At 58.8% G+C, this 21714-nt stretch carries 22 protein-coding genes and 1 pseudogene; 6 read left to right on the top strand and 17 right to left on the bottom strand.

Features of this window, described 5'->3' with window-relative positions:
- The first annotated feature begins 52 nt into the window (after nucleotides 1–52).
- A complete protein-coding gene (locus tag BZ163_RS24605; RefSeq protein WP_128872982.1) occupies nucleotides 53–1156 on the top strand; it encodes an NADH:flavin oxidoreductase in 1104 nt (367 codons plus the stop codon).
- Nucleotides 1157–1288: 132 nt separating this feature from the next.
- Here the strand turns inward: BZ163_RS24605 and BZ163_RS24600 are convergent, their stop codons facing one another.
- Together BZ163_RS24600 and cysZ are read right to left on the bottom strand one after the other, a co-directional pair.
- Nucleotides 1289–2488 carry a glycosyltransferase family 1 protein gene (locus BZ163_RS24600; protein WP_128872981.1) on the bottom strand — a complete coding sequence of 400 codons (1200 nt, stop codon included), beginning with the start codon at nucleotides 2486–2488 and terminating at the stop codon, nucleotides 1289–1291.
- Between the two features lie 40 nt (nucleotides 2489–2528).
- Nucleotides 2529–3281 carry a sulfate transporter CysZ gene (cysZ, locus tag BZ163_RS24595; RefSeq protein ID WP_128872980.1) on the bottom strand — a complete coding sequence of 251 codons (753 nt, stop codon included), beginning with the start codon at nucleotides 3279–3281 and terminating at the stop codon, nucleotides 2529–2531.
- Nucleotides 3282–3595: 314 nt separating this feature from the next.
- Here cysZ and trxB point away from each other — a divergent pair, with 314 nt between their 5' ends.
- The gene (trxB, locus tag BZ163_RS24585; RefSeq protein ID WP_128872979.1) at nucleotides 3596–4558 is read left to right on the top strand and encodes a thioredoxin-disulfide reductase; all 963 of its coding nucleotides are present in this window, start codon (nucleotides 3596–3598) and stop codon (nucleotides 4556–4558) included.
- Between the two features lie 207 nt (nucleotides 4559–4765).
- On the opposite strand, the gene BZ163_RS24580 is transcribed toward trxB, so the two are convergent.
- The 10 genes and pseudogenes from BZ163_RS24580 to folM all read right to left on the bottom strand — a co-directional run bounded on the left by BZ163_RS24580 (nucleotide 4766) and on the right by folM (nucleotide 12964).
- Entirely contained in the window at nucleotides 4766–6049 is a 1284-nt protein-coding gene (locus tag BZ163_RS24580; protein ID WP_128872978.1) for an FAD-binding oxidoreductase, read from the bottom strand.
- A 138-nt stretch (nucleotides 6050–6187) separates the two neighbouring features.
- On the bottom strand, nucleotides 6188–7015 hold the full coding sequence (locus tag BZ163_RS24575) for a transporter substrate-binding domain-containing protein (RefSeq protein ID WP_128872977.1): 828 nt from the start codon (nucleotides 7013–7015) through the stop codon (nucleotides 6188–6190).
- Between the two features lie 46 nt (nucleotides 7016–7061).
- Nucleotides 7062–7790 carry an amino acid ABC transporter ATP-binding protein gene (locus BZ163_RS24570; RefSeq protein ID WP_128873045.1) on the bottom strand — a complete coding sequence of 243 codons (729 nt, stop codon included), beginning with the start codon at nucleotides 7788–7790 and terminating at the stop codon, nucleotides 7062–7064.
- A gap of 70 nt (nucleotides 7791–7860) precedes the next feature.
- Nucleotides 7861–8835, bottom strand: a complete 975-nt coding sequence (locus tag BZ163_RS24565; protein WP_128872976.1) for an amino acid ABC transporter permease — start codon at nucleotides 8833–8835, stop codon at nucleotides 7861–7863.
- Nucleotides 8836–9087: 252 nt separating this feature from the next.
- Nucleotides 9088–10336, bottom strand: a pseudogene (locus BZ163_RS24560) (aspartate aminotransferase family protein).
- A 236-nt stretch (nucleotides 10337–10572) separates the two neighbouring features.
- Entirely contained in the window at nucleotides 10573–10911 is a 339-nt protein-coding gene (locus tag BZ163_RS24555) for a HopJ type III effector protein (RefSeq protein ID WP_128872975.1), read from the bottom strand.
- Nucleotides 10904–11200: a DUF1244 domain-containing protein gene (locus tag BZ163_RS24550; protein WP_017336573.1), complete on the bottom strand. Its 297-nt coding sequence runs from the start codon at nucleotides 11198–11200 to the stop codon at nucleotides 10904–10906. Before BZ163_RS24550 ends, BZ163_RS24555 begins: the two co-directional genes overlap by 8 nt.
- A 97-nt stretch (nucleotides 11201–11297) precedes the next feature.
- A complete protein-coding gene (gene folX / locus BZ163_RS24545) occupies nucleotides 11298–11669 on the bottom strand; it encodes a dihydroneopterin triphosphate 2'-epimerase (protein WP_008026970.1) in 372 nt (123 codons plus the stop codon).
- 2 nt (nucleotides 11670–11671) lie between these two features.
- The gene (gene folE, locus BZ163_RS24540) at nucleotides 11672–12232 is read right to left on the bottom strand and encodes a GTP cyclohydrolase I FolE (RefSeq protein ID WP_128872974.1); all 561 of its coding nucleotides are present in this window, start codon (nucleotides 12230–12232) and stop codon (nucleotides 11672–11674) included.
- Nucleotides 12233–12253: 21 nt separating this feature from the next.
- Nucleotides 12254–12964: a dihydromonapterin reductase gene (gene folM, locus BZ163_RS24535; protein WP_128872973.1), complete on the bottom strand. Its 711-nt coding sequence runs from the start codon at nucleotides 12962–12964 to the stop codon at nucleotides 12254–12256.
- Nucleotides 12965–13092: 128 nt separating this feature from the next.
- On the opposite strand from folM, the gene BZ163_RS24530 reads away from it, so the two are divergent.
- Nucleotides 13093–14070, top strand: a complete 978-nt coding sequence (locus BZ163_RS24530; RefSeq protein WP_128872972.1) for a MerR family transcriptional regulator — start codon at nucleotides 13093–13095, stop codon at nucleotides 14068–14070.
- A gap of 1 nt (nucleotide 14071) precedes the next feature.
- On the opposite strand, the gene BZ163_RS24525 is transcribed toward BZ163_RS24530, so the two are convergent.
- Together BZ163_RS24525 and BZ163_RS24520 are read right to left on the bottom strand one after the other, a co-directional pair.
- Nucleotides 14072–14677, bottom strand: coding sequence for a hypothetical protein (locus tag BZ163_RS24525; protein WP_128872971.1), 606 nt, complete (start codon nucleotides 14675–14677; stop codon nucleotides 14072–14074).
- Between the two features lie 54 nt (nucleotides 14678–14731).
- A complete protein-coding gene (locus BZ163_RS24520; protein WP_128872970.1) occupies nucleotides 14732–15208 on the bottom strand; it encodes a PAS domain-containing protein in 477 nt (158 codons plus the stop codon).
- Nucleotides 15209–15352: 144 nt separating this feature from the next.
- On the opposite strand from BZ163_RS24520, the gene BZ163_RS24515 reads away from it, so the two are divergent.
- From BZ163_RS24515 to BZ163_RS24505, 3 genes are all read left to right on the top strand, one after another.
- The gene (locus BZ163_RS24515; RefSeq protein ID WP_128872969.1) at nucleotides 15353–15808 is read left to right on the top strand and encodes a flavodoxin; all 456 of its coding nucleotides are present in this window, start codon (nucleotides 15353–15355) and stop codon (nucleotides 15806–15808) included.
- Between the two features lie 260 nt (nucleotides 15809–16068).
- Entirely contained in the window at nucleotides 16069–16971 is a 903-nt protein-coding gene (locus BZ163_RS24510) for an alpha/beta fold hydrolase (protein ID WP_128873044.1), read from the top strand.
- Nucleotides 16972–17233: 262 nt separating this feature from the next.
- The gene (locus BZ163_RS24505) at nucleotides 17234–18145 is read left to right on the top strand and encodes an SDR family oxidoreductase (protein WP_128872968.1); all 912 of its coding nucleotides are present in this window, start codon (nucleotides 17234–17236) and stop codon (nucleotides 18143–18145) included.
- A gap of 45 nt (nucleotides 18146–18190) precedes the next feature.
- On the opposite strand, the gene BZ163_RS24500 is transcribed toward BZ163_RS24505, so the two are convergent.
- The 3 genes from BZ163_RS24500 to BZ163_RS24490 all read right to left on the bottom strand — a co-directional run bounded on the left by BZ163_RS24500 (nucleotide 18191) and on the right by BZ163_RS24490 (nucleotide 21410).
- A complete protein-coding gene (locus BZ163_RS24500; RefSeq protein WP_128872967.1) occupies nucleotides 18191–18442 on the bottom strand; it encodes a bacteriocin immunity protein in 252 nt (83 codons plus the stop codon).
- Nucleotide 18443: 1 nt separating this feature from the next.
- Nucleotides 18444–20192: an S-type pyocin domain-containing protein gene (locus tag BZ163_RS24495; protein WP_256579109.1), complete on the bottom strand. Its 1749-nt coding sequence runs from the start codon at nucleotides 20190–20192 to the stop codon at nucleotides 18444–18446.
- A 450-nt stretch (nucleotides 20193–20642) separates the two neighbouring features.
- Nucleotides 20643–21410, bottom strand: coding sequence for an N-acetylmuramoyl-L-alanine amidase (locus BZ163_RS24490; RefSeq protein ID WP_128872965.1), 768 nt, complete (start codon nucleotides 21408–21410; stop codon nucleotides 20643–20645).
- Between the last annotated feature and the right edge of the window lie 304 nt (nucleotides 21411–21714).

The following is a 21714-nucleotide window of genomic DNA, read 5'->3' as shown; positions in this document are numbered from 1 at the left end:
CGCGCGCTCAATATTATACTCGTCATAAAATATTTCCTCGTGGAGCGCCCCCATGCCCGTCAAAGCCCTGTTCAAACCGTTCCACCTCGGCACCCTCGAACTGCCGACCCGGGTCGTCATGGCCCCGATGACCCGCTCGTTTTCGCCGGGCGGCGTGCCCAATTCCAAAGTGATCGAGTACTACCGTCGTCGCGCCGCCGCCGGCGTCGGGTTGATCATCAGCGAAGGCACCACCATTGGGCACAAGGCGTCCAACGGCTACCCGAACGTACCGCACTTCTACGGTGAAGCAGCATTGGCCGGCTGGAAGAAAGTCGTCGACGCGGTCCACGCCGAAGGCGGCAAGATCGTGCCTCAGCTGTGGCATGTCGGCAGTGTGCGCCGCATCGGCACCGAGCCGGATGCCAGCGTGCCGGGTTACGGTCCGTCGGAAAAACTCAAGGACGGTCAGGTCGTGGTTCGCGGCATGAGCAAACAGGACATCCAGGAGGTGATCGCTGCGTTTGCCCAGGCGGCCAAAGACGCGCAGAGCATCGGCATGGACGGCGTGGAAATCCATGGTGCCCACGGCTATCTGGTCGACCAGTTCTTCTGGGAAGGCAGCAACCAGCGCACTGACGAATACGGCGGTAGCCTGGCCAGCCGTTCGCGTTTCGCCATCGAACTGATTCAGGCGGTGCGTGCAGCGGTCGGTGAAGGGTTCCCGATCATCTTCCGTTTCTCCCAGTGGAAGCAGCAGGATTACACCGCGCGCCTGGTGCAAACCCCGCAAGCGCTGGGCGAGTTCCTCAAGCCATTGTCCGACGCAGGCGTGGACATTTTCCACTGCTCGACGCGCCGTTTCTGGGAGCCGGAATTCGACGGTTCCGAACTGAACCTGGCAGGCTGGACGCGCAAGCTCACCGGCAAGCCGACCATCACGGTCGGGAGTGTCGGCCTGGATGGCGAGTTCCTGCAGTTCATGGTCAACACCGACAAGATCGCCCAGCCGGCCAGTCTGGAAAAACTGCTGGAGCGGTTGAACAATGATGAGTTCGATCTGGTGGCGGTGGGGCGTGCGCTGCTGGTGGATCCGGATTGGGCGCAGAAAGTGCGGGACGGGCGTGAAGAGGACATCCTGCCGTTCAGTCGTGAGGCGTTGATGACATTGGTTTAAGCAGCGCCTGGAAGGGCCTCTTCGCTGGCAAGCCAGCTCCTACAGGGTTCCTGGTGTTCACATATCATGTGGTCGCACAAATCCTGTAGGAGCTGGCTTGCCAGCGAAGACGGCCTTAATGTCAGCAAAAATTCAGGGCATGGTCGGTGCATTCGGCACCACCAACTCCCCCACGCAAGCCCCCCGCAACTGCCCCTCGAACTGCTCGATAATCGCCGCCCATCCCTGGCGACTCGCATGCTGCCGCGCATTGAGCCGCACGCAGCGCAAGGTCTCCTCCTCCTCGAGCAACCACACCGCGGCATCGCAAAACGCCTCTTCATCCCCCGGCATCGCCAGTACGCCGTTGTAGCCATGGCGAATATGCTGAGCGGCCGCGGCCATATCGTAGGCCACCACCCCCAGCCCCGAAGCGAGCGCCTCAAGCACCACATTGCCGAAGGTTTCGGTCAGGCTCGGAAACAGAAAAAGATCCGCCGACGCATAGTGACTGGCCAAGGCTTCGCCGCGTTGCGAGCCACAGAAAATCGCCTCGGGCAGTTCCTTCTCCAGAATCACGCGTTGCGGCCCGTCACCCACCACGATCAACTTGATCGTACGCTTTGGATAAGCCGCTTTCAGCGCATCAAAACTGCGCCTGAGCAAACCGGTATTCTTCTCCGGTGCCAAGCGTCCTACGTGGATGACGGCGATGTCGTTCTCCGCCAGTCCCCACTGTTCGCGCAGTGACTGCAGCCGTTTGGCCGGATGAAACAACTGGCTGTCGACACCTCGCGACAACAGCGCCAGGCGCTCGAAATGCCGACGTTCCAGCTCCAGGCGCTGGCTGATGCTTGGCACCAGGGTCAGGGTCGAACGGTTGTGAAACCAGCGCAGGTAGTGGGTCAGCAGGCGCGTCAGCAAGCCCAGCCCGTACTGGCTGGTGTATTGCTGGAAATTGGTGTGAAAGCCGCTGACTACGGAGATCCCCAGGCGCCGCGCCGCGCGCAATGCGGACAGTCCCAACGGTCCTTCCGTGGCGATGTACAGCACGTCCGGCCGATGGCGTTTCCAGCGGCGCAGCAACTTGTGCATCGATGACTGCCCCCATTGCAAACCGGGATAACCCGGCAGCGGCCAGCCCCGGCACAACAGCAATTCATCGTCGCTGCCCAGCTGCTGGTCGCCCACCTGTCGCGGCCGCACCAGTTCCACCTGGTGCCCGCGCGCGCGCAGGCCGTCGCACAAGCGGCCGAGGGTGTTGGCCACGCCGTTGATTTCGGGAGGAAAGGTTTCGGTGATCAGAGTGATATGCAGAGCTGTCGTCATGACCCCAGTATCGGCTGAGGCCATGTCGTCATTGTGGCGGTTTGATGATGGATTTATGACCCGCTCAGCGCTGGACCACCAGGTTTTCCGCGCCGCGCTCACGGACCCAGAACAGCGTCGCCCCCGCCACGGCGGCCGGCATCATCAGGATGTTGACCACCGGGATCAGCAGCACCAGGTAAACGCTTCCGCCGAAACTCATGCTCTGCCAGCGTTTCTGCCGCAGCCAGGCGAGCATCTCGTTCCAGCCCAGCTTGTGGTTATCCGCCGGGTAGTCGATGTACTGGATCGCCATCATCCACACCCCGAACAACAGCCACAGCGGCGCGGCGATGATGTTGACCACCGGGATGAACGAGAGGATGAACAAGCCGATGGCGCGGGGCAGGAAGTAGCCCAGCTTGCGCATTTCCCGGGCGAAGGTGCGGGGAACCATGGCAATCAGTTCACCCCAACTGAAGGCCGGGAAGTCGTCGGTGCCGCGCACCACCACTTCGACTTTCTCCGCCAGGAAACCGTTGAACGGCGCGGCGATGACATTGGCGAGCATGGTGAAGGTGAAAAACACCATCAACACCACCAGCACCACGAACAGCGGCCAGAGGACATAACTGAGAAAGCTCAGCCATTCAGGCAGGGACGGCATCAAGGTCTCGACCCACAGGCTGAATTGATGGCTGGCCAAATAGATCAATCCGACGAACAGCACCAGGTTGATCGCCAGCGGCAACAAGACGAACAAGCGCAGGCTGGGGCTGAGGACCAGCCGGAGGCCTTCGCGCAGGTATTGCGGGCCGGACAGAACGGGGGCGGGCATATCGAGCTCCGAGCAAAGGGGAAACGCGCCGACCTTACCGGCTTTGCCTGACAGGCGAAAGCGTGGCGGTGACATCGACATTAACAGTAACAAAGGCGTCTATATCTGCACCGTGACTGGATAGAGACCGCCTATGAGCTGGATTGTTAAACCGTATTTCCTTAATCTTCGCCCCCTCGATACGCTGCACCCATTCTTTTTACAGGATTGTCGAGCCAAGCCTTCCCCAAGTGCTTTCAACGATCCTTTTTTATTCCCGCCGGCAACCCGGCGTTCCGCGCCAGGTATTCCAGGCCGGTCAACAGGAGCAGGTCATGTCTGAAGTCCGTCATTCGCGAGTGATTATTCTCGGTTCCGGCCCTGCCGGTTACAGCGCCGCCGTCTATGCCGCCCGTGCCAACCTCAAGCCTTTGCTGATCACCGGCATGCAGGCCGGCGGTCAATTGACCACCACCACCGAAGTCGACAACTGGCCGGGCGATGTCCATGGCCTGACCGGCCCGGCGCTGATGGAGCGCATGAAAGAGCACGCCGAGCGCTTTGAAACCGAGATCGTCTTCGATCACATCAATGCCGTGGACTTCGCTGCCAAGCCATACACCCTGACCGGCGACAGCGCGACCTACACCTGCGACGCGCTGATCATCGCCACTGGCGCCAGCGCCCGTTACCTCGGCTTGCCGTCGGAAGAAGCGTTCATGGGCAAAGGCGTTTCGGCCTGCGCGACCTGCGACGGTTTCTTCTATCGCAACAAGCCAGTGGCCGTGGTCGGTGGCGGCAACACCGCTGTCGAAGAAGCGCTGTACCTGGCGAACATCGCCAGCACTGTGACCTTGATCCACCGTCGCGAAACCTTCCGCGCCGAGAAGATCCTGATCGACAAGCTCAATGCCCGGGTGGCCGAAGGCAAGATCGTCCTGAAATTGAACGCGACCCTGGACGAAGTGCTGGGCGACAACATGGGCGTGACCGGTGCTCGCCTGAAGAACAACGATGGCAGCTTCGACGAGCTGACTGTCGACGGTGTGTTCATCGCCATCGGCCACACCCCGAACACGTCGTTGTTCGAAGGCCAGCTGACGTTGAAAGACGGTTACCTGGTGGTGCAGGGCGGCCGTGACGGCAACGCGACGGCCACCAGCCTGGAAGGTATCTTTGCCGCCGGTGACGTGGCTGACCACGTTTACCGTCAGGCCATCACCTCGGCCGGCGCCGGCTGCATGGCGGCACTGGATGCCGAGCGTTACCTCGATGATCTGCAGAACGCCAAGTTCTGATTTCGTCGCCATGAAAAAACCGGCTTCGGCCGGTTTTTTTGTATCCACGACAAGTGCGCGTCCACCACATCTCCTGTAGGCGCTGGCTTGTCGGATCGCCGCACCGCAGCGAAGGCATCCGTTCAGTCGAAAAATTTTCCAGCTGACCCACCGCTTTCGCTGGCAAGCCAGCTCCTACACGGATTGTGTTGGCCGCGTCGATTGCGTTCAGCCGCGCAACCGCTCCTGGACAAAATCCATCACCTTCAACGATTGGTAAATCGCATTCGCCGCAACCCGTCCGAATGGCCCCCCGTTCCAGTCCAGCAGGTACGGCTTGAACAACTCATGCCGCGCCGTTTCCCCACACACCGCCTCGGCAATCACCCGGCCGCCAATCGAGCCGGTGTTCAAACCATGGCCACCAAACGAGGTGCAGGCCCAGACGCCTGGTTCGAGCATTCCCAGGTTGGGCATTTTGTTGGTGGAGTAACCCATCAGGCCAGACCAGGCCAGTTCGATGTTCACCGGCGCCAATTGCGGATAGACCGAAACCATGTCCGCCTTGAGCATCGCCGCCAGCGCGTGTTCGTTCTGTTCGTTGCGGGTGGTGATGCGTCCGCCCCACAGCAGGCGATCGCCTTCGACGATGCGGTAGTAGTCCGATGCGCGGCGGTCGTCGGAAAACGCGGCACCGGAGTCGAGAATGTTTTTGATCGAGTCGCCCAGGTGTTCGGTCAGCACCACGTAGGTCGCGATAGGCAGGTAGGCGCGGCTGAGTTTTTGCAGCTCCGGGCCGCCGTAGCCACCGGCGCAGAACACCAGGTCCTGGCAGTGCACGGTGCCGTGGGCGGTCTGGACGATTTTGTTGGCGCCTGCGCAACGCCAGGCGAGCATTTTCGATTGTTCGAAAATCCGTCCCCCGCTCGCTTCGATGGCCAAGGCCAGGCCCAGGCAATAATTCAGCGGGTGGAAGTGCAGGGCATTGGGGTCTTCGACCCCCTGGAAATAGCGCGAAGTGTGCGCCCGTTCGCGGACTTGGGCGGTGTCGAGGTAGTTGAGCGAGTAGCCGAAGTCCCGGCGCATGCTATCGATATGGCTTTTCACGCCAACGCTGTCGTCGTAGCGCTTGACCCGAATCGTACCGGCGGATGGATCACAACCGGACAGCGCCAGTTCGGCAATGTTGCGCCGGACGATTTCCACGCCTTCGACCGACATCTGGAACAGCGCCTTTGCGTGTTTCAGTCCAAGTTTCTTGCGGATCGCCCCCGATCCTTCGGCCCAGCCCGGTGAGACGACCCCGCCGTTTCGACCGGACGCGCCCCAGGCGACTTGATGGGCTTCAAGGATAATCACGCGTTTGCCGCGTCGACTCAGTTCCAGGGCGGCGGTCAGGCCGGCAATCCCGGCGCCGATGATGCAGACGTCGCAGGTTTGATCGGCGTTCAGTTCAGGCCTGGTTGCGCGGGGCAGCGAGGTTTGGGAATACCAGGTGGTGGGGAAGGACATGGTCAATCCTTGAGAAACTGTTTTTTTGTAGGAGCGAGCTCGCTCGCGAAAAACGCAGGAGCGCCGCGTGCATTCAGACTGCCTGCGTCATCGTTGACGTCCTTCGCGAGCGGGCTCGCTCCTACAGGGGGCAGGTGTTTAGTTGACCGTTGAATAATCCACGCCATACCACTTGTTCGACAGCTTGGTCAGCGTGCCGTCCTTGTGCATCGCGCCGATGATTTCACTCAGCTTGGCCTTCAACTCCGGGTCACCCTTGTCGGTAGCAATCGCCAGCGGTTCGTAGAATACGATGCTGTTGTCGACGGCCCGCAGCGGGTAATTCTTTTTGATCGCCGCTTCCAGGGTGCTGCGTTGCGTGAGGATGCCATCAAGACGAACGCCGTCGCCCAGACGCAAGTCATCCAGCGGGCCGAGGGAGCCGGCATAGGTTTTCATTTTCTTGGTCTGCACGTCATAAACCACTGGCGGCACGTCAGTGGTTTCGATGGCCAGCGCCTGGCTGAAATAGTCCTCGGAGGTGGTGCCGCCTTCGACGCCGATGGTCTTGTCATTGAGCGCTTTGTGGTCGGTCAACGCCGATTTGGTATGGACTGCAAACACATACGGCACGTAGTAATAGGTCGCGGGGAAGTCGAGGATCCGCGCGCGACTTTTGGTGGCGGTCATCGAGCCCACCGACATGTCCCAGCGCCCGTTCCACTTGCCCGCGGTGATCACGTCCCAGTCAGGGGTGATGAATTTGACCTCGACCCCCAGACGCTTGGCGATCTCCTTGGAGACGTCGATATCGAACCCGTCGATTTCATTCTTGTCGTTGATAAAACCCTGGGGTGGCCAGGTCGCCGACGTGGCGACGGTCATGGTCTTGCTGCTCTGGATCTTGTCCAGGACGGCGCCAGCGTTGGCGGCGCCGATGAACGCCAGCGAGAGTGCGGCGGCTAACAGGTGTTGTTTGCTGATCATGTCCATCTCCACTTATCGTTATTGTTTTGGGGCGGCAAAGCGGTGCTCAGTGACCAATGATCTGTGACAGGAACTGTTGTGCGCGTTCGGTCTGCGGGTTGTTGAAAAATTCGGCGGGGGTGGCTTGCTCGATAACCTGGCCCTGGTCCATGAACAGCACGCGGTCGGCGACCTTGCTGGCAAAACCCATCTCGTGGGTCACGCAAATCATGGTCATGCCATCGGTGGCCAATTCGCCCATCACGTCCAGCACTTCGTGGACCATTTCCGGGTCCAGGGCCGAGGTCGGCTCATCGAACAGCATGACCTTGGGGTTCATGCACAGCGCCCGGGCAATCGCCACGCGCTGTTGCTGACCCCCCGACAATTGCGACGGGTATTTGTCGGCATGCTCGGCTATGCGCACCCGCTCCAGGTACACCTGGGCGCGTTTTTTCGCCTCGGCGGACGACACGCCTTGCACCAGTTGCGGGGCCAGGGTCAGGTTGTCCATCACGCTCAAATGCGGGAACAGGTTGAAACTCTGGAACACCATGCCGATCTCCCTGCGCACGGCGCTGACACTTTCCGCCTCGCTGGTGAGGGTGATGCCGTTGACCTGAATCTGGCCTTTCTGGAAGTTCTCCAGGTGGTTGATGCAGCGAATCATCGTCGACTTGCCTGAGCCCGAGGGGCCGCACACCACCAGGATTTCTCCGGTGGCGACGGTCAGGTCGACATCGCGCAAGGCGTGAAAATTGCCGTACCACTTGTTCAGGCCAGTGATGGAAATCATGGAAGGGCTGGTCTGCGCAGCAGGTACCAGGTCGGGCAGTTCAGCGGTATTGGTCCGAGTCATCAGCCATTCAACCCCTTGCTATGGATCGATTGACCCGTTTTTCGATCCGCGCCTGCACCCGTTCAAGGATGAACGACAGCGCCCAGTAAATCATCGCGGCGGTGATCAGCATTTCCAGGTGGCGGAAGTCCGCGCGGCCCTGGGTCTTGGCCAGGTACATCAGTTCCCAGACGCCGATCACCGACACCAGCGAACTGTCCTTGAGCATGGCGATGAACTGGTTGCCGGTGGGCGGGATGATCACCCGCAAGGCTTGCGGCATGATCACCCGGCTCAGGGTCTTGAACGGGTTGATGCCCAGCGCCCGGGAAGCTTCCCACTGGCCAACCGGAATGCTCTGGATGCCTGCGCGAAAAATCTCGGTCATGTAGGCGCCGTAACACAGCGACAGCGCAAGAATGCCCGCCGGCACCGCGTCGACCACATAACCGAGCTGCGGCAGTCCCAGGTAAATCAGGTAGATCTGGATCAGCAACGGCACGCCGCGAAAGAACGAGGTATAGAACGAGGCGATGGCATTGGCCAGGCCGTTGTTCGACAGCTTGGCCACGGCACCGATCAATGCCAGGACGAAGGCAATCACAATCGCGATGGCGGAAATGTACAGCGTGGTGGCAGCGCCCTGGATGATCAGGAAGCCGATCTTGTCGAGGATGAAACTGTAGGACAGGTCGAAGGTGTCGAAGAACGCCAGGAACAGGATCAACAATTCGATCCAGACCACGGTGGTCTGCACCTTGAACTTCAAGCGCCCGAGGACGTGGAAGTTCAGCGTGCCCAGTGCGGCGATGCCCAGGCCCATGGCGATATTGCGTGCGGTCAGGCTGTCCGGGGCATTGCCCAGCAGCGGATGCAGGAAGTGACTGAGGGCGCTGTTACCCAGGTTCATCAGGTAGGAGCCGAGAAACAGCACCACGGCGACGCCAAGCAGGAATTGAGGATCGTTGGACTTTTTCTTATAAATTATATTGTCGTGATACATGACGACCTCAGGTGTGTAGGTGGCAGTGATCTCGCTTGATGAACGGGGGGTTGACTGATCCAAACGCTCAGGTGATCTGCTTTTTGTAGGAGCCGGCTTGCCGGCGAAGGCGTCCCCAAGATCGCCTGCGCCAAGTCGGATCGACGCATTGCTGGCGCCTGCAGCAAGGTCTTTAGCCAGTATTGCGGCGCATTTTCAGGGACCGCAAGCGAACATAATTCGCTACGTCAGTCCCTGATCGTAGTTTGCTTTTCAGGAAAGCCTGGCGAGGCATGCCTCAAGAATGTCCAGTCCTTCCTCCAGCACCGCCGCTTCAGTGGTCAGCGGTGCCAGCAGCCGGATGATGTGACGCGACTTGCCGCTGGGCATCAGCAGCAAACCCGCGTCGCGCGCCAACGCCAACAGTTGCGTCAACTGCGCCGATGCCGGAGTGCCGTCGCATGATCAGCTCGATGCCGCGCATCGCCCCGACGCCGGTCAGGCGACCCAGATACGGCGACAGCTTGCGGGTGCGCCAGGCTTGGTAGCGGCTGACAATCGCTTCTTCCTGTTGCGCACCCCAGGCGTGCAGATGCGCGTCGGTCATTTCGTCGAGCGTCGCCAATGCCGCGGCGCAGGCAATGGGATTGCCCGAGTAAGTGCCGCCCAGTCCGCCCTTCGGCAACGTGTCGAGCAGCGCCTTGCGCCCGACCACCGCCCCCAGCGGCACGCCACCGGCGATGCTTTTGCCCAGCAGGATCAGGTCCGGCTCGATGCCCAGTCGCGAGAACGCAAAGCGTTGCCCGGTGCGACCGAAGCCGGACTGGATTTCATCGGCGATCAACAGGATGTTCTTGTCATCACAGAAGCGCCGCAGCACCTGGGCGAACTCCACGTCCATCGCCAGGAAGCCCGCTTCGCCCTGCACCGGTTCGACGATAAAACAGGCCACGTCCTCGACGTCGATTTCGACGCTGAACAGGCGCTCCATGGCTTTCAAGGCCTCGGCGCAGCTCACGCCGTTGTCTTGACTGGGGAAGGGCAGGTGGTACACCGGACCCGGCAACACGCCGACTTTCTGTTTGTAGGGCGCGACTTTGCCGTTGAGGTTGAGCGTGGCCAGCGTGCGGCCATGGAAGGCGCCATCGAAAGCAATGATGGCGGTGCGGCCGGTGGCGCCACGGACGATCTTCAGGGCGTTTTCCGCCGCTTCCGCGCCGCTGTTGGTCAGCATGCCGCTCACCGGGTAGTCCACCGGGATAAACGCGGCGAGACGATCCATCAGTTCGATGTAGGGAACATGAGGCGCGGCGTTGAACGCGTAGTGGGTCAGTCGCGTGGCCTGTTCACGGATGGCTTCGACGATGCGCGGATGGCAATGGCCGAGGTTCAGTACGCCGATGCCGCCGACAAAGTCGATGTAGCGTTTGCCGTCGGTGTCCCAGACCTCGGCATTCTTGCCGTGGCTGAGGGTGATGGGGTGCACGATGTTGATCGACCGGCTGATGGTTTCGCTGCTCATGAATGCCTGACTCTGAAGAAGGGATGCTTCTTTTTATCTAAGCCGTGAGCAGCGGTACCCGGCAAACGAAATAAAGTCGCCGGGTCAATCTTAAAAGTCGGGATGTGGTTTGCGCGCTATGCAAATCATCCGGACAACGCAGAACCTTGTAGGCGCTGGCTTGCCAGCGAAGGGGCCCTCGAGTCGTGTATCGCCCTTGAGGACGCCTTCGCTGGCAAGCCAGCTCCTACAGGGGGTTACCGGCGGGTCAGTGGCTGCTGGGTGAACTTCACGCCAGCCAGGCCATGGGCAATCAACGCACGGATATTGCCGTGGTCGCTGCCCTCAGGCGTCGCCACGACCGAACGATAATGCTCGCCAAACGCCAACAGCGCTTCCTCATCGCTCAGACCTTCCAGCAGTGCCAGGCCCAGGGTCTTGCACGAACCTTCGTTCTGCCCGGCGGCGTTTTCCACGCCGCCATTGCTGAACGCCTGAGGCTGATAGTCGTAGCCGGCGGCGATGAAGGCCAGGGTGTCGGCGAAAACGTGTGCGCCGCTCTTGAGGCTGGCGCGCAGGGTGTTCAAATCACTCATTGGGTTTTCCTTTGGCGAACGCCGCTTGTTGTTCGGCGCTGGCTTCCTGCTGGTATTGGGCTTTCCACTCGGCGTACGGCATGCCGTAGACCACTTCGCGGGCGTCATCGAGGCTGACCTCGATCTGGCGTTCGTCGGCAGCGGCCTTGTACCACTTGGACAAGCAGTTGCGGCAGAAACCGGAGAGGTTCATCAGGTCGATGTTCTGCACATCCTTGCGGCTGTCCAGGTGGGCGACCAGCCGGCGGAAGGCGGCGGCTTCAAGTTCCAGGCGTTGTTGATCGTTCATGGGGGTCTCGGAGAGACAGCTTCAAGCGGCAAGCTTCAAGCTGCAAGATGGATTGCGGTGGCTGTCAGTTTACAGCTTGCGACTTGAGGCTTGAAGCTTAGCGGCTCGCCGCCAGCGTAATCGACACCGACTCGGCAAATCGCAGGGCGTGGGGCTTGTCGACCTCGACCTCGGCATACAGCACCGACTCGTTGGCCATGACCAGGTCGAGAATTTCCTGGGTCAGGCGTTCGAGCAGGGCGAAGCGATTGCCCTCCACGTGGGCGATGATCGCCTTGGTGATGGTCCGGTAGTTCAGCGCGTGATCGATGTCGTTGTCACGCACCGCTTCCTGGGCGGCATAGAGGATGGTCAGGTTGATCAACACATCCTGCTTGTTGAGGATTTCATCCTCGTTGATCCCGATGAAGGTACGCAGGCACAGGTCCTTGACCCGGATGCGCGCCATTCCTGGTTGAAGTTGTGGCATTGCTACTTGCTCCGTCCGATCAATTGCAGAAACTCCTGGCGGGTGTTGCTCGATTCGCGAAAGGCGCCGAGCATCACCGAGGTGTTCATGGTCGAATTCTGTTTCTCGACGCCGCGCATCATCATGCACATGTGCCGGGCTTCGATGACCACCGCGACGCCCGCCGCACCGGTCACTTGCTGCACGGCATCGGCGATTTGCCGGGTGAGGTTTTCCTGGATCTGCAGGCGACGGGCGAACATGTCCACCAGCCGCGCAATCTTCGACAGGCCCAGCACCTTGCCCGTTGGAATATAAGCCACATGAGCCTTGCCGATGAAGGGCAGCATGTGATGTTCGCAAAGCGAGTACAGCTCGATGTTGTCGACGATGATCATTTCATCGTTGTCGGAAGCGAACAGCGCACCGTTGACGATTGCTTCGACACTCTGCTCGTAGCCATGGCAGAGGTACTGCATGGCCTTGGCGGCGCGCACCGGGGTGTCGCGCAGGCCTTCGCGGTCGGGGTTTTCGCCGAGGCCGATGAGGATCTCGCGATAGTTCTGGGGCAGGGATAACGTCATGGAACATCCTCGCGGGGGCGCTTATTTGATGTGCCGTCCGCCGTTGACGGTCAGGGTGGTGCCGGTGACATAAGGGTTGTCGAGCAGGTAGCGCAAGCTCTGGTAGATCACTTCGCTGCCGGGTTCGATGCCCAGGGCCGACTTGGCCAATGCCTTGGCGCGGTACGCCGCGTCGTCGTCGGGGTTGAACAGTAGCAGGGCTGGCGCGATACCGTTGACCTTGATGGTCGGCGCGTATTTGGCGGCGAAAGACAGGGTCAGGCTATCGAGCCCGGCTTTGCTGGCGCAATAGCCGATGTGCTTGCTGCTGCCCTTGCGGGTCACGTCATCGCTGATGTGCACGATGTCGGCGGGGCACGAGCGTTCGAGCAAATCGGCACAATGCAGGTTGATCAGGTAGGGCGCCAGCATATGCACGTTGAACATGCGGGTAAAGGCGGCGGCGTCAGTGTCCGGGGTTTCGGCCAGCCATTCGGAGGCGTTATGGACGATCGCCCGCAGGCTGTCGGTGTGGGTGTTCAGTTCGCGGATGAAGGCAAAGATCCCGGCCTCGGTGGAGAAGTCTGCAAACACCGCGGTCGCCCCCAGGTCGCGCAGGGTTTGCACACCGGGGCGCTCGCTGCGGTAGCTGAAGATCACCGGGTGGCCGTCTTCGAGCAATCGCTGCGCACAGTGCAGGCCGACACGCTGGCCGGCGCCGGTGATGAGGATCGGGGCGAATGAAGAGGTCATGAACGGCTCGCGTCGCAGTGAGAGCAAAACTATACCAGCGAACGGGAGACCTACACCTATTACGCGCGTGTCTTCTGCAGGCCTTGAATAACGATAGGGCAAGCGCGGTACAATAGGATCCAATTCACATGGACGTAGACATGTACATGCCTGTGTTGATCGACGATGTCTCAACTGTGCAAGGCACTGCTTCGCTCGGACAGGAAGAGCTGTTTCCGATTCGCGAAGTGGCGCGCCTGACCGGCGTCAACCCGGTCACGCTACGCGCCTGGGAACGACGTTATGGGCTGATTCAGCCCATGCGCACCGACAGTGGACATCGTCTGTATTCGATGGACGATATCGAGCGCATTCGCAGCATTCTCAGCTGGATCGAACGCGGCGTTGCGGTCAGCAAGGTCGGCAAGATTCTGGCTCGGGCTGCACCGCTCCAGGCGCTGTCGCCCATTATCCCGAATGAGCTGGTGCAAGCGGATTACGCGCAATGGCAGGAGCAAGTCCAGGCGGCGGTCAGTGCCTTTGACGAGCCTCGCCTGGAGCAGGTCTATGGGCAGATCTTTGCCAGTTACCCGCTGACGGTGGTGTTTCAGAACATCCTGCTGCCGCTGTGGAAACTGTTGCTGCAGCGCCAGGAAGCCTATGGCCAGGCCAGCGAATGGCTGTTTCTGGATGGCTTCCTGCGTTCTCGGGTGTTGCAGCGTCTGCTGCTGGTGCGGGTCATGCAGCCGCGACGGGTGATTGTCTGCGCGCTGAACGATCAGTGCCGTGAACTCGAAGTGCTGGTCACGGCGCTGTTTCTGAGCAGTGTCGATTCGGCCATTCAAGTGCTGGCGCTGGGTCAGCCTTTCGACGAATTGACCCTGGTCTGCGAAAGGGTCAAGCCCCAGGCGCTGGTGCTGTTTTCCAATCATATGCCAGCACCCGAGTTGCCACGACGCTTGAATCGCCTGGCCTTGGGGCTGGATTGCCAGTTGATGCTGGCAGGGGATGCGTCGGATCTGGCGCAGGAGAGCCTGGCCGGATCGTCGGTCGGATGTCTGGGGAGCGAGGCAATGGTGATGCGCCAACGGTTGAAGCAGTTCCTGGCCGGCAATCTCGATACGTGAGTCAGAGATGCAGGGCGGGATGGGTTAGCCGATGCTGTTGCAGGATGAATTGGCGCAGACGCTCGGTTTCGTCCTTGTCGCCCTGGTTCAGCTGATAGGCATGGAAGCCGTTATCGGTTTCTTTCTCGAGGGTGCCGCGCAACGCAATCCGCTCATAGCCTGACGGGCTGAACCACAAGGCGAAATGCCTGGGGGGTTTGGTCTTGTTGCGAACTTCCAGCAACACCCCTTTGAATGACACTTCGTGTACCCACATTCTGCCGGGCTGGCCGCTGGCATTTTCCAGCGCCACCGGCTCCTCGAGCACCAGGCGCCAGGGCCGGACCATCGGCCCGTCTTCATAGATGCTGGGTACGCCGAGGCGTAAATGCAGCGCATGAAACTCGTCTTCCACCAGCTGCAGCGGGAAGGTCATCTGCTGGTTTTCGAACGTGGCCTGGAGGGTGACTTGCTCATGAGCGGCAAGGCGCGTGAGCAAGTCACGGATCTGCGAACCACCGTTGACCAGCAGGCTCGACGTCGCATCCCGCACATTGAGTTGCGGGTTATGCTGCATGGTCTGGATAAAATCCAGTTCATCCTGGGTCAGGAGTGCGTCGCGCTGCATGATTGGCTCGAAGAAAATAGTTACAAAGTCATCGGTGATTGTAGTAAGTGACCATTAATTCGCGGTTTTGTTTTCGCCGTTCGTCGCTTTGAGTGCGGCAAGTTCGGCCTGGACTTCAGCCAATTGCGCCTCCAGCTGCACCACCCGCTGCTGCGCCTTGACCTGGACGGTGACGTCTTTCTGCACGCCGACAAAATAAGTCTGCCCGTCGTGCGGATTTTTCACCGTCGACAGCGACAGTTCGTTCCAGAATGGCGTGCCATCCTTGCGGTAATTGCGCAGAATTTCCCGGCAGGAACCGCCGCTGCGCAATGCCTCTCTAATCAATGGCAGGGCTTGCTGATCGCGGTCCCCGGACTGAAGGAAGCGGCAATCCTGATAGAGGATTTCTTCGCTGGTATAACCGGTCAGCCGCTCGAATGCCGGGTTGACGTAAATCAGAATGTCGTCCTGCTCGCCTTCCTTTTCGGCAATCACGATGCCGTCGTTGGAAGCGTTGATCACCATTTGCAGCAGTTGTGCGTTGATCATCGGAGGGTCCTTTCCAGATTGATTGAGCAGCATTCTAAAAAAGAACTCTAGTGGCCCTCAATGCGAAATGAGAGCTAATCGCAGATTTTTTGCTGTGGCTGTTAATATCCCCCCTCTTTTTTACTCAGATTCAGGATTAGATTGATGAAAGTCGCCATCCTTTCCGGCTCGGTGTACGGCACGGCTGAAGAAGTCGCCCGCCACGCTGCGAGCATTTTGCAGAACGCAGGCTTCGCCACCTTCCATAACCCGCGCGCGAGCCTCGCCGATGTTCAGGCCTTTGGCCCCGAGGCCTTCCTGGCGGTGACCTCGACCACTGGCATGGGCGAGCTGCCGGACAACTTGCAACCGATGTATTTCGCCATACGCGACCAGTTGCCAGCGGCCTGGCGTGGCTTGCCGGGCGCCGTGATCGGGCTGGGCGATGCGAGCTACGGCGACACCTTCTGTGGCGGCGGGGAGCTGATGCGTGAACTGTTCGGCGAACTGGGCATTCGCGAAGTGCTGCCCATGCTGCGCCTGGACGCCAGCGAAAGCGTGACCCCGGAAACCGACGCCGAGCCCTGGCTGGCGGAGTTGGTCAGTACCCTGCGGGGCTGATCGACCGCTCGCGCGGCAAGGCGAGACTTTGATGGGATCCAGCCTGGCGGCGCACTGACTCGCTAGGCCATCAAGCTGGCTGCCAATGCAACTACACGATCTCTGGAGGCTGACTAGACTCGGTAGTCATTGGCAACACTCCATAATAAAAAGCCGAGGTTCCTTGCCGTGAGCGTAACCACCGTTCATTCACCCTCCAGTGTCAAAGGGCCGGCGCTGCTGCGCAAACTCGATAAACTCGAACCGGGTTATAAATGCTGATGCCACTCGCCGAGATCCCCCTGTGTGTCTGGCGCAAGCGCGGCCAGACGTTCGTATTTCGTGGCCAGGCCATCCGTTACTGGACGGCGGGGCAGGGTGAGCCGCTGTTGCTCATCCATGGTTTCCCGACCGCCAGCTGGGACTGGCATTACCTGTGGCAGCCCCTGATCCAGCGGTATCGGGTGATTGCCTGTGACATGCTCGGCTTTGGCGACTCCGCCAAACCGCAGGACCATGAATACAACCTGCTCGAGCAGGCCGATCTGCAGCAGGCATTGCTGGCTCATTTGAATGTCGAGCAGCCGGTCCATGTTCTCGCCCACGATTATGGTGACAGCGTCGCCCAGGAACTGTTGGCCAGGCATTACGAAACGCACATCGATATTGCCAGCTGCGTATTCCTCAACGGCGGCCTGTTCCCCGAAGCTCATCGCCCGGTGCTGATGCAAAAACTGTTGCTCAGTCCCCTGGGCTGGATGATCGGGCGAGCCTTTTCCCGTGACGGGCTGGTGAAGAGTTTCCGGCAGATCTTCGGTCCCCAGAGCCGCCCCACCGAGAGCGAGATGGATGATTTCTGGAGCCTGATCGAGAGCAATAACGGGACACGGGTCATGCACAAGTTGATCGCCTATATCCCCGAGCGGCGAGTGCAGCGCGAGCGCTGGGTCGGTGCGATGCAGCGCGGTGAAGTGCCGTTGCGGGTGATCGACGGCGAGGTCGATCCGGTCTCCGGTGCGCACATGGTCGAGCGCTATCGGGAGCTGATCCCCAACCCGGATACGGTCTTGTTGCCCGGCATCGGCCACTACCCGCAGACCGAAGCGCCGGGGCTGGTGCTCAAGCACTATCTGGAGTTCCGCGATCAGCAGGTTTCGCCGCCGCGCAAGGTGGCATGTTCCTGAGTCGCACCGAAAAGATCGCAGCCTCGTTTCACTCGTCAGCTCCTACGCCAAACGGGTACATCCGCGACATTGCGGCGTACGCGCACTCTGTAGGAGCTGACGAGTGAAACGAGGCTGCGATCTTTTAACATCCACCGCAAATTCCAACTCATCATCCCCCAGCCTTATCGCACACTATTCAGCCTCCCCCGTGTTCATTGTGACCAGCATCGCCGTGCCTGACACTCGGACTCACTGTCCCTGGCCTGCTGGAGTCCCCCCGATGAACGAGTCTGTGCGCTTCGAAGATAAAGTCGTGATTATTACGGGTGCAGGTGGCGGCCTGGGGCGGGCGCATGCGCTGTTGTTCGCCAAACAGGGCGCCAAAGTACTGGTCAACGACCTCGGCGGCTCGGCCCAGGGCGAAGGCGCAAACGCTTCGGCGGCGGACCGTGTGGTGGCCGAAATTCGCGAGGCGGGCGGCACTGCCGAGGCCAACCATGACTCCGTCACCGATGGCGACAAAATCGTCCAGCACGCCCTCGATGTATTCGGTCGGGTCGACGTCGTGGTCAACAACGCCGGGATCCTGCGGGACAAGACCTTCCATAAAATGGACGACGGCGACTGGGACCTGGTGTACCGGGTCCACGTCGAAGGCGCCTACAAAGTCACCCGCGCCGCCTGGCCGCACCTGCGCGAGCAGAACTACGGCCGGGTGATCTTCACCGCCTCGACCTCGGGCATCTACGGTAATTTCGGCCAGTCCAACTACGGCATGGCCAAACTCGGCCTCTACGGCTTGACCCGCACCCTGGCCATCGAAGGCCGCAAGAACAACATCCTGGTCAATGCCATCGCCCCCACCGGCGGCACCCGCATGACCGAAGGCCTGATCCCGCCGCAAGTGTTCGAACAACTCAAGCCGGAACTGGTCAGCCCGCTGGTGGTGTACCTGGCCAGCGAGAACTGCCAGGAAACCTCCGGGTTGTTTGAGGTCGGTGGCGGCTGGATGGGCAAGGTCCGCTGGGAACGCAGCCTGGGCGCCGGGTTTGATCCGCGGGTGGGGTTCTCGCCGGAGGATGTGGCGGCACATTGGCGGCAGATCTGTGATTTCGAGGGGGCGGCGCATCCGAAGGACAATATTGAGGCGTTGAAGGAGATGATGGAGAATTTGCAGAAATATTCGTTGTAAAATTACAACAGGGTCAAGAACAAATTCTTGACCCTGTTGTTTCAATTACTCGGATTTGAAGCCGGACTTACCGTTTTCAGCTCGCCACGCTTTAACTTTTTGAGTAATAATTTCGGGGGTTGCATCCTCGTCAGAGTTCGCATAGTAAATCAAATCGGAGCCGTCAGGATGCTCTGTCAGTTCTTCAAACAGAAGTACTGCGTCAATCTGGGCCTTTTCGGTAGGATATTCTGCTTTGCAAATTCGAGTTACGAATTCTAGAAACTCAATTTCGGTATAGTCGGACAGGCTGCTCATGTCACTTCTCTCCTTTATGTATCTCGGCGTGCCGTTTTGGAGTGGTAATTCGGATGTTGTCGACGTCGTATACCTCGCCGCCTTTAGAAACTGGGTTCACATGATGTAATTCAAATTTTACCCGGCCACCCAACCTGTCACGTTTACGCGTAAACGCGGCTCGTTCATTTTTCATTTCGTTAACATTGTTTGCAGTGAACTGTTTAACCAGTTCAGGATCGTCAGTGACAGCTTTCCAGAGAGCTTCTCTAAAATACCTAAAACTTGAAAACACCCGTCCTCGGAGTTTATCCGCAATCTGCCTGGGAATCACTGCGCCGTTAGCCTCTGAGGCTGGCGCCAACCAAATACCGGATATTTCGTCTCCGTAACCGCTTGCTACACCAGGATCATTGCGTCGATCCCTGAACATCGTGAAAGTCGGAAGCATCCCCGAATCAGCCGGGAATACCGTGATGAATCCACCAAAGCTATAGAGATCCAACTCTGGAAAATCATCGAGCCTTCCTTCCAGTGCCGTCACGGTAGCGCCGTCATAGACGGCAATCTTCTGCTCGTCCGCTGGCAATGTAGTGGACGCATCGTTAGGTGTGACAATTGGCGTCCAGGTCATGCCAATGGATGGCACATCCGGGTTATAGGACTTGTAGGCGTTCAGACCTGGATCGAAAGCGGCGAGCCGCACCGGCACTTTGGCAGGCACCGTTGTGCCGTTGGTTGCGGCTACAAAGAACTCCGTTGTGTTACCCACAGTCCTGGAGCCAATAGCGACCGGCAGTGCGATTTCCCCATTGGCCTCTGCAATGGCGTGCAAGTCATGGGAGTCGCCAGGCGCGAGATCCGTTAGCGGTACACTCAAGGCGTAGAGATCGCTGTTGCCCAGTGGCGAGGGCAACAGCAGCGCTGCAAACCCGCCAACAACCGCGCCTGCAGATGCTGCTACCGCAGCAATCACAGCAGAGACCGCTGCGCGCAAACTGGTCTGGATTGCCACGGTGGTTGCCGTGCTTGTGGCGAGGCTTGCCGCTGCAACGGTGAACACCGGACCTGCTGCCGCCGCCTGACCTGAGACGGGAAACGGCCTATTGGCTCGGGCGGCGTTCAACGCTTCCATCGCTTCTAGAAGTTCTTTTATTTGCGCATCCCGCTCTGCAAGTTCCTTTGCGGCAGCCTCTTCCCGTGCTCTTGCCTCTTGCGCTTTGCGTGCCTCTTCGGCAGCTACACGTTGTGCTTCCTGCTCTGCCGCCAATCGCGCTTGCTCGGCAGCCTGCATAACATTGAAGGTGTGTTGAAGATTGACGGTTCGTTGTTGGAGCGACTGCAGGGTTTGAGACAGCAGTCTGGCGTCGATCGCGGCTCTGAGTGATTCATTCAAGGCCTGCATGGCAATGCCATTCGGTCCCGGCCACTTCTCTATCTTTGTGGCTTTGAGCATGAATTCATTGATATGCCGGTTAAATGGATCACCTCCATAAAACGCATTGGCGGTGGCTGTTTTACTGTGAGACTCTGCGGCTTTACGTTCTGTAAGTCTGTTCAGTACGCCTAGTTCGCGGACGATTGATTCCAATGGCGGAACTGGATCCGTGGGACCTTCCTGTCGGGTCGCTGCCAGTTCTGCCTCGATGGTTTGCGGCAATTGGCTGGACCTAACCTGATATTCCTCTTCCAGCGCCCGGGTCGTGTTAATTACGGTGCCTCTGTTTTGGTTGTATGTCGATACGCCGCGCCCAAAGGGGCCAGGTTGCAAGTTGGCTCCAGTTCTTTGCGGGGGTATAAAATGATCAGGTGCGATTCCTTTTATCTCTACAGGCGAAGTTATGTCAAGAAAACCAGGTCTTGAGTTGTTTCCCTGCGGTGGTTTTGGAGGTTTTTGCATATTCGTGTCCCTGTGAATTTTCTTAATGTTCGAAGCTGATTAATTGCCGTTGTTTAGTCGTCAACTATTGCTCCGTGTCCTTTAAAGTTACGACGAAACCCAACAAAGTGGGTCTGAAAGTAGCGTGGGCATCAACGTAGAAAATTGAGGGAAATTTCTGAATCATGCGTAAGCTAGGAATAGTCTTTTGTATAAAAAGATTTTTCTTACGTGTTGCAGGGAATATTTGTAGGGTTGGGTTAAATAACTATTATTTTTATTGCGGCGAGACGAGCTCCACTAAAATTGCCGCGCAATCGCAACGGCCATTTCAGAGGGTTTTCAAGCAAAATACTTGCGAACCAACGCCCCCAGATTCGCTGCCGTCTGCGCGTCCATGACCCCGTCATATTTTTCCGGGCGAAAGTGCAACTGAAATGCCCGGACAAGCTGGGTGAAGCCTTGTTCGGTTGCCGCGCCGGACACGTCATACCCGTAAGTCTTGAACAACTTCAGCAATTCGGACCGGGCTGGAATGCCGGACTCGACATATTGCTGCTGAATGGCATTTCGAGTGGTCTCGTCGAACCAGGCACCGATGCCTTTCAAGTAAAGCGCATGCCAGGGAAATTGCGGCCCCGGGTCACTTTTGCGCCCGATCGCAATATCGCAGTGACCCAGAACACGGGTGGGGTTGATGCCCGGATAGCGTTCAAGGATGTCCAGCGCCAGCTCTACAATTGCTGCAATTTGTGCTGGATGATAAGGAGGTAAGGTGAACTTCCCCAGGTTAAAGGACGCGAGGTTGACAATTTCTACAACGATAGAAGCGTCATTCAGATTGTTCCGCTCGCCCCAGTGACTGACGCCCGCATGCCAGGCGAGCTTGGTTTCGTCGACTAGATTGAAGACTTCCTGCCCGGTGTGACCTGCTTTCAAGTAGCTTTGATCCGTCACATCGGGCACCAGATAGTGGGCGCTGACATCCGGACCGGTCAGTACTTTGAGTGAACTGGAGAAGGTGCCGGCGGTATAGTGAAAGACCAGAAATTGTATTTGGTTTTTAAAAATCTTTGTGCAGTGATTGTTTTTGTAGTTAGTCGATATCATGAAAGCGTACTCTTAATGAATAAAGTTGATGTCGGCACACGATTGCAAATGAGTGCTGGCTGTTATTAACTTTAATCATTCGGTGTTTCATATGTTTACATAGTCGTGTAGTCACTTTCCGAAAGTTATGTAGGCGATGGAAAAGCTTCGCCCTCTAAAAAAGGCTTTCACGGAGTTCCGGGAAACACATGTAACGCAATACCTGTAGGAGCCGGCTTGCTGGCGATGGACTCAAGTGCGCCGCGTTTAACCAGACCGCACGCGTTTTCGTTAACGATCATCGCCAGCAAGCCGGCTCCTACAA

This window comes from Pseudomonas sp. VI4.1, assembly GCF_002029345.1.
In the GTDB taxonomy this organism is placed as follows: Bacteria; Pseudomonadota; Gammaproteobacteria; order Pseudomonadales; family Pseudomonadaceae; genus Aquipseudomonas.
Note: the sequence above shows the minus strand (reverse complement) of the source record. Positions and strands in the feature narration are given on the sequence as shown.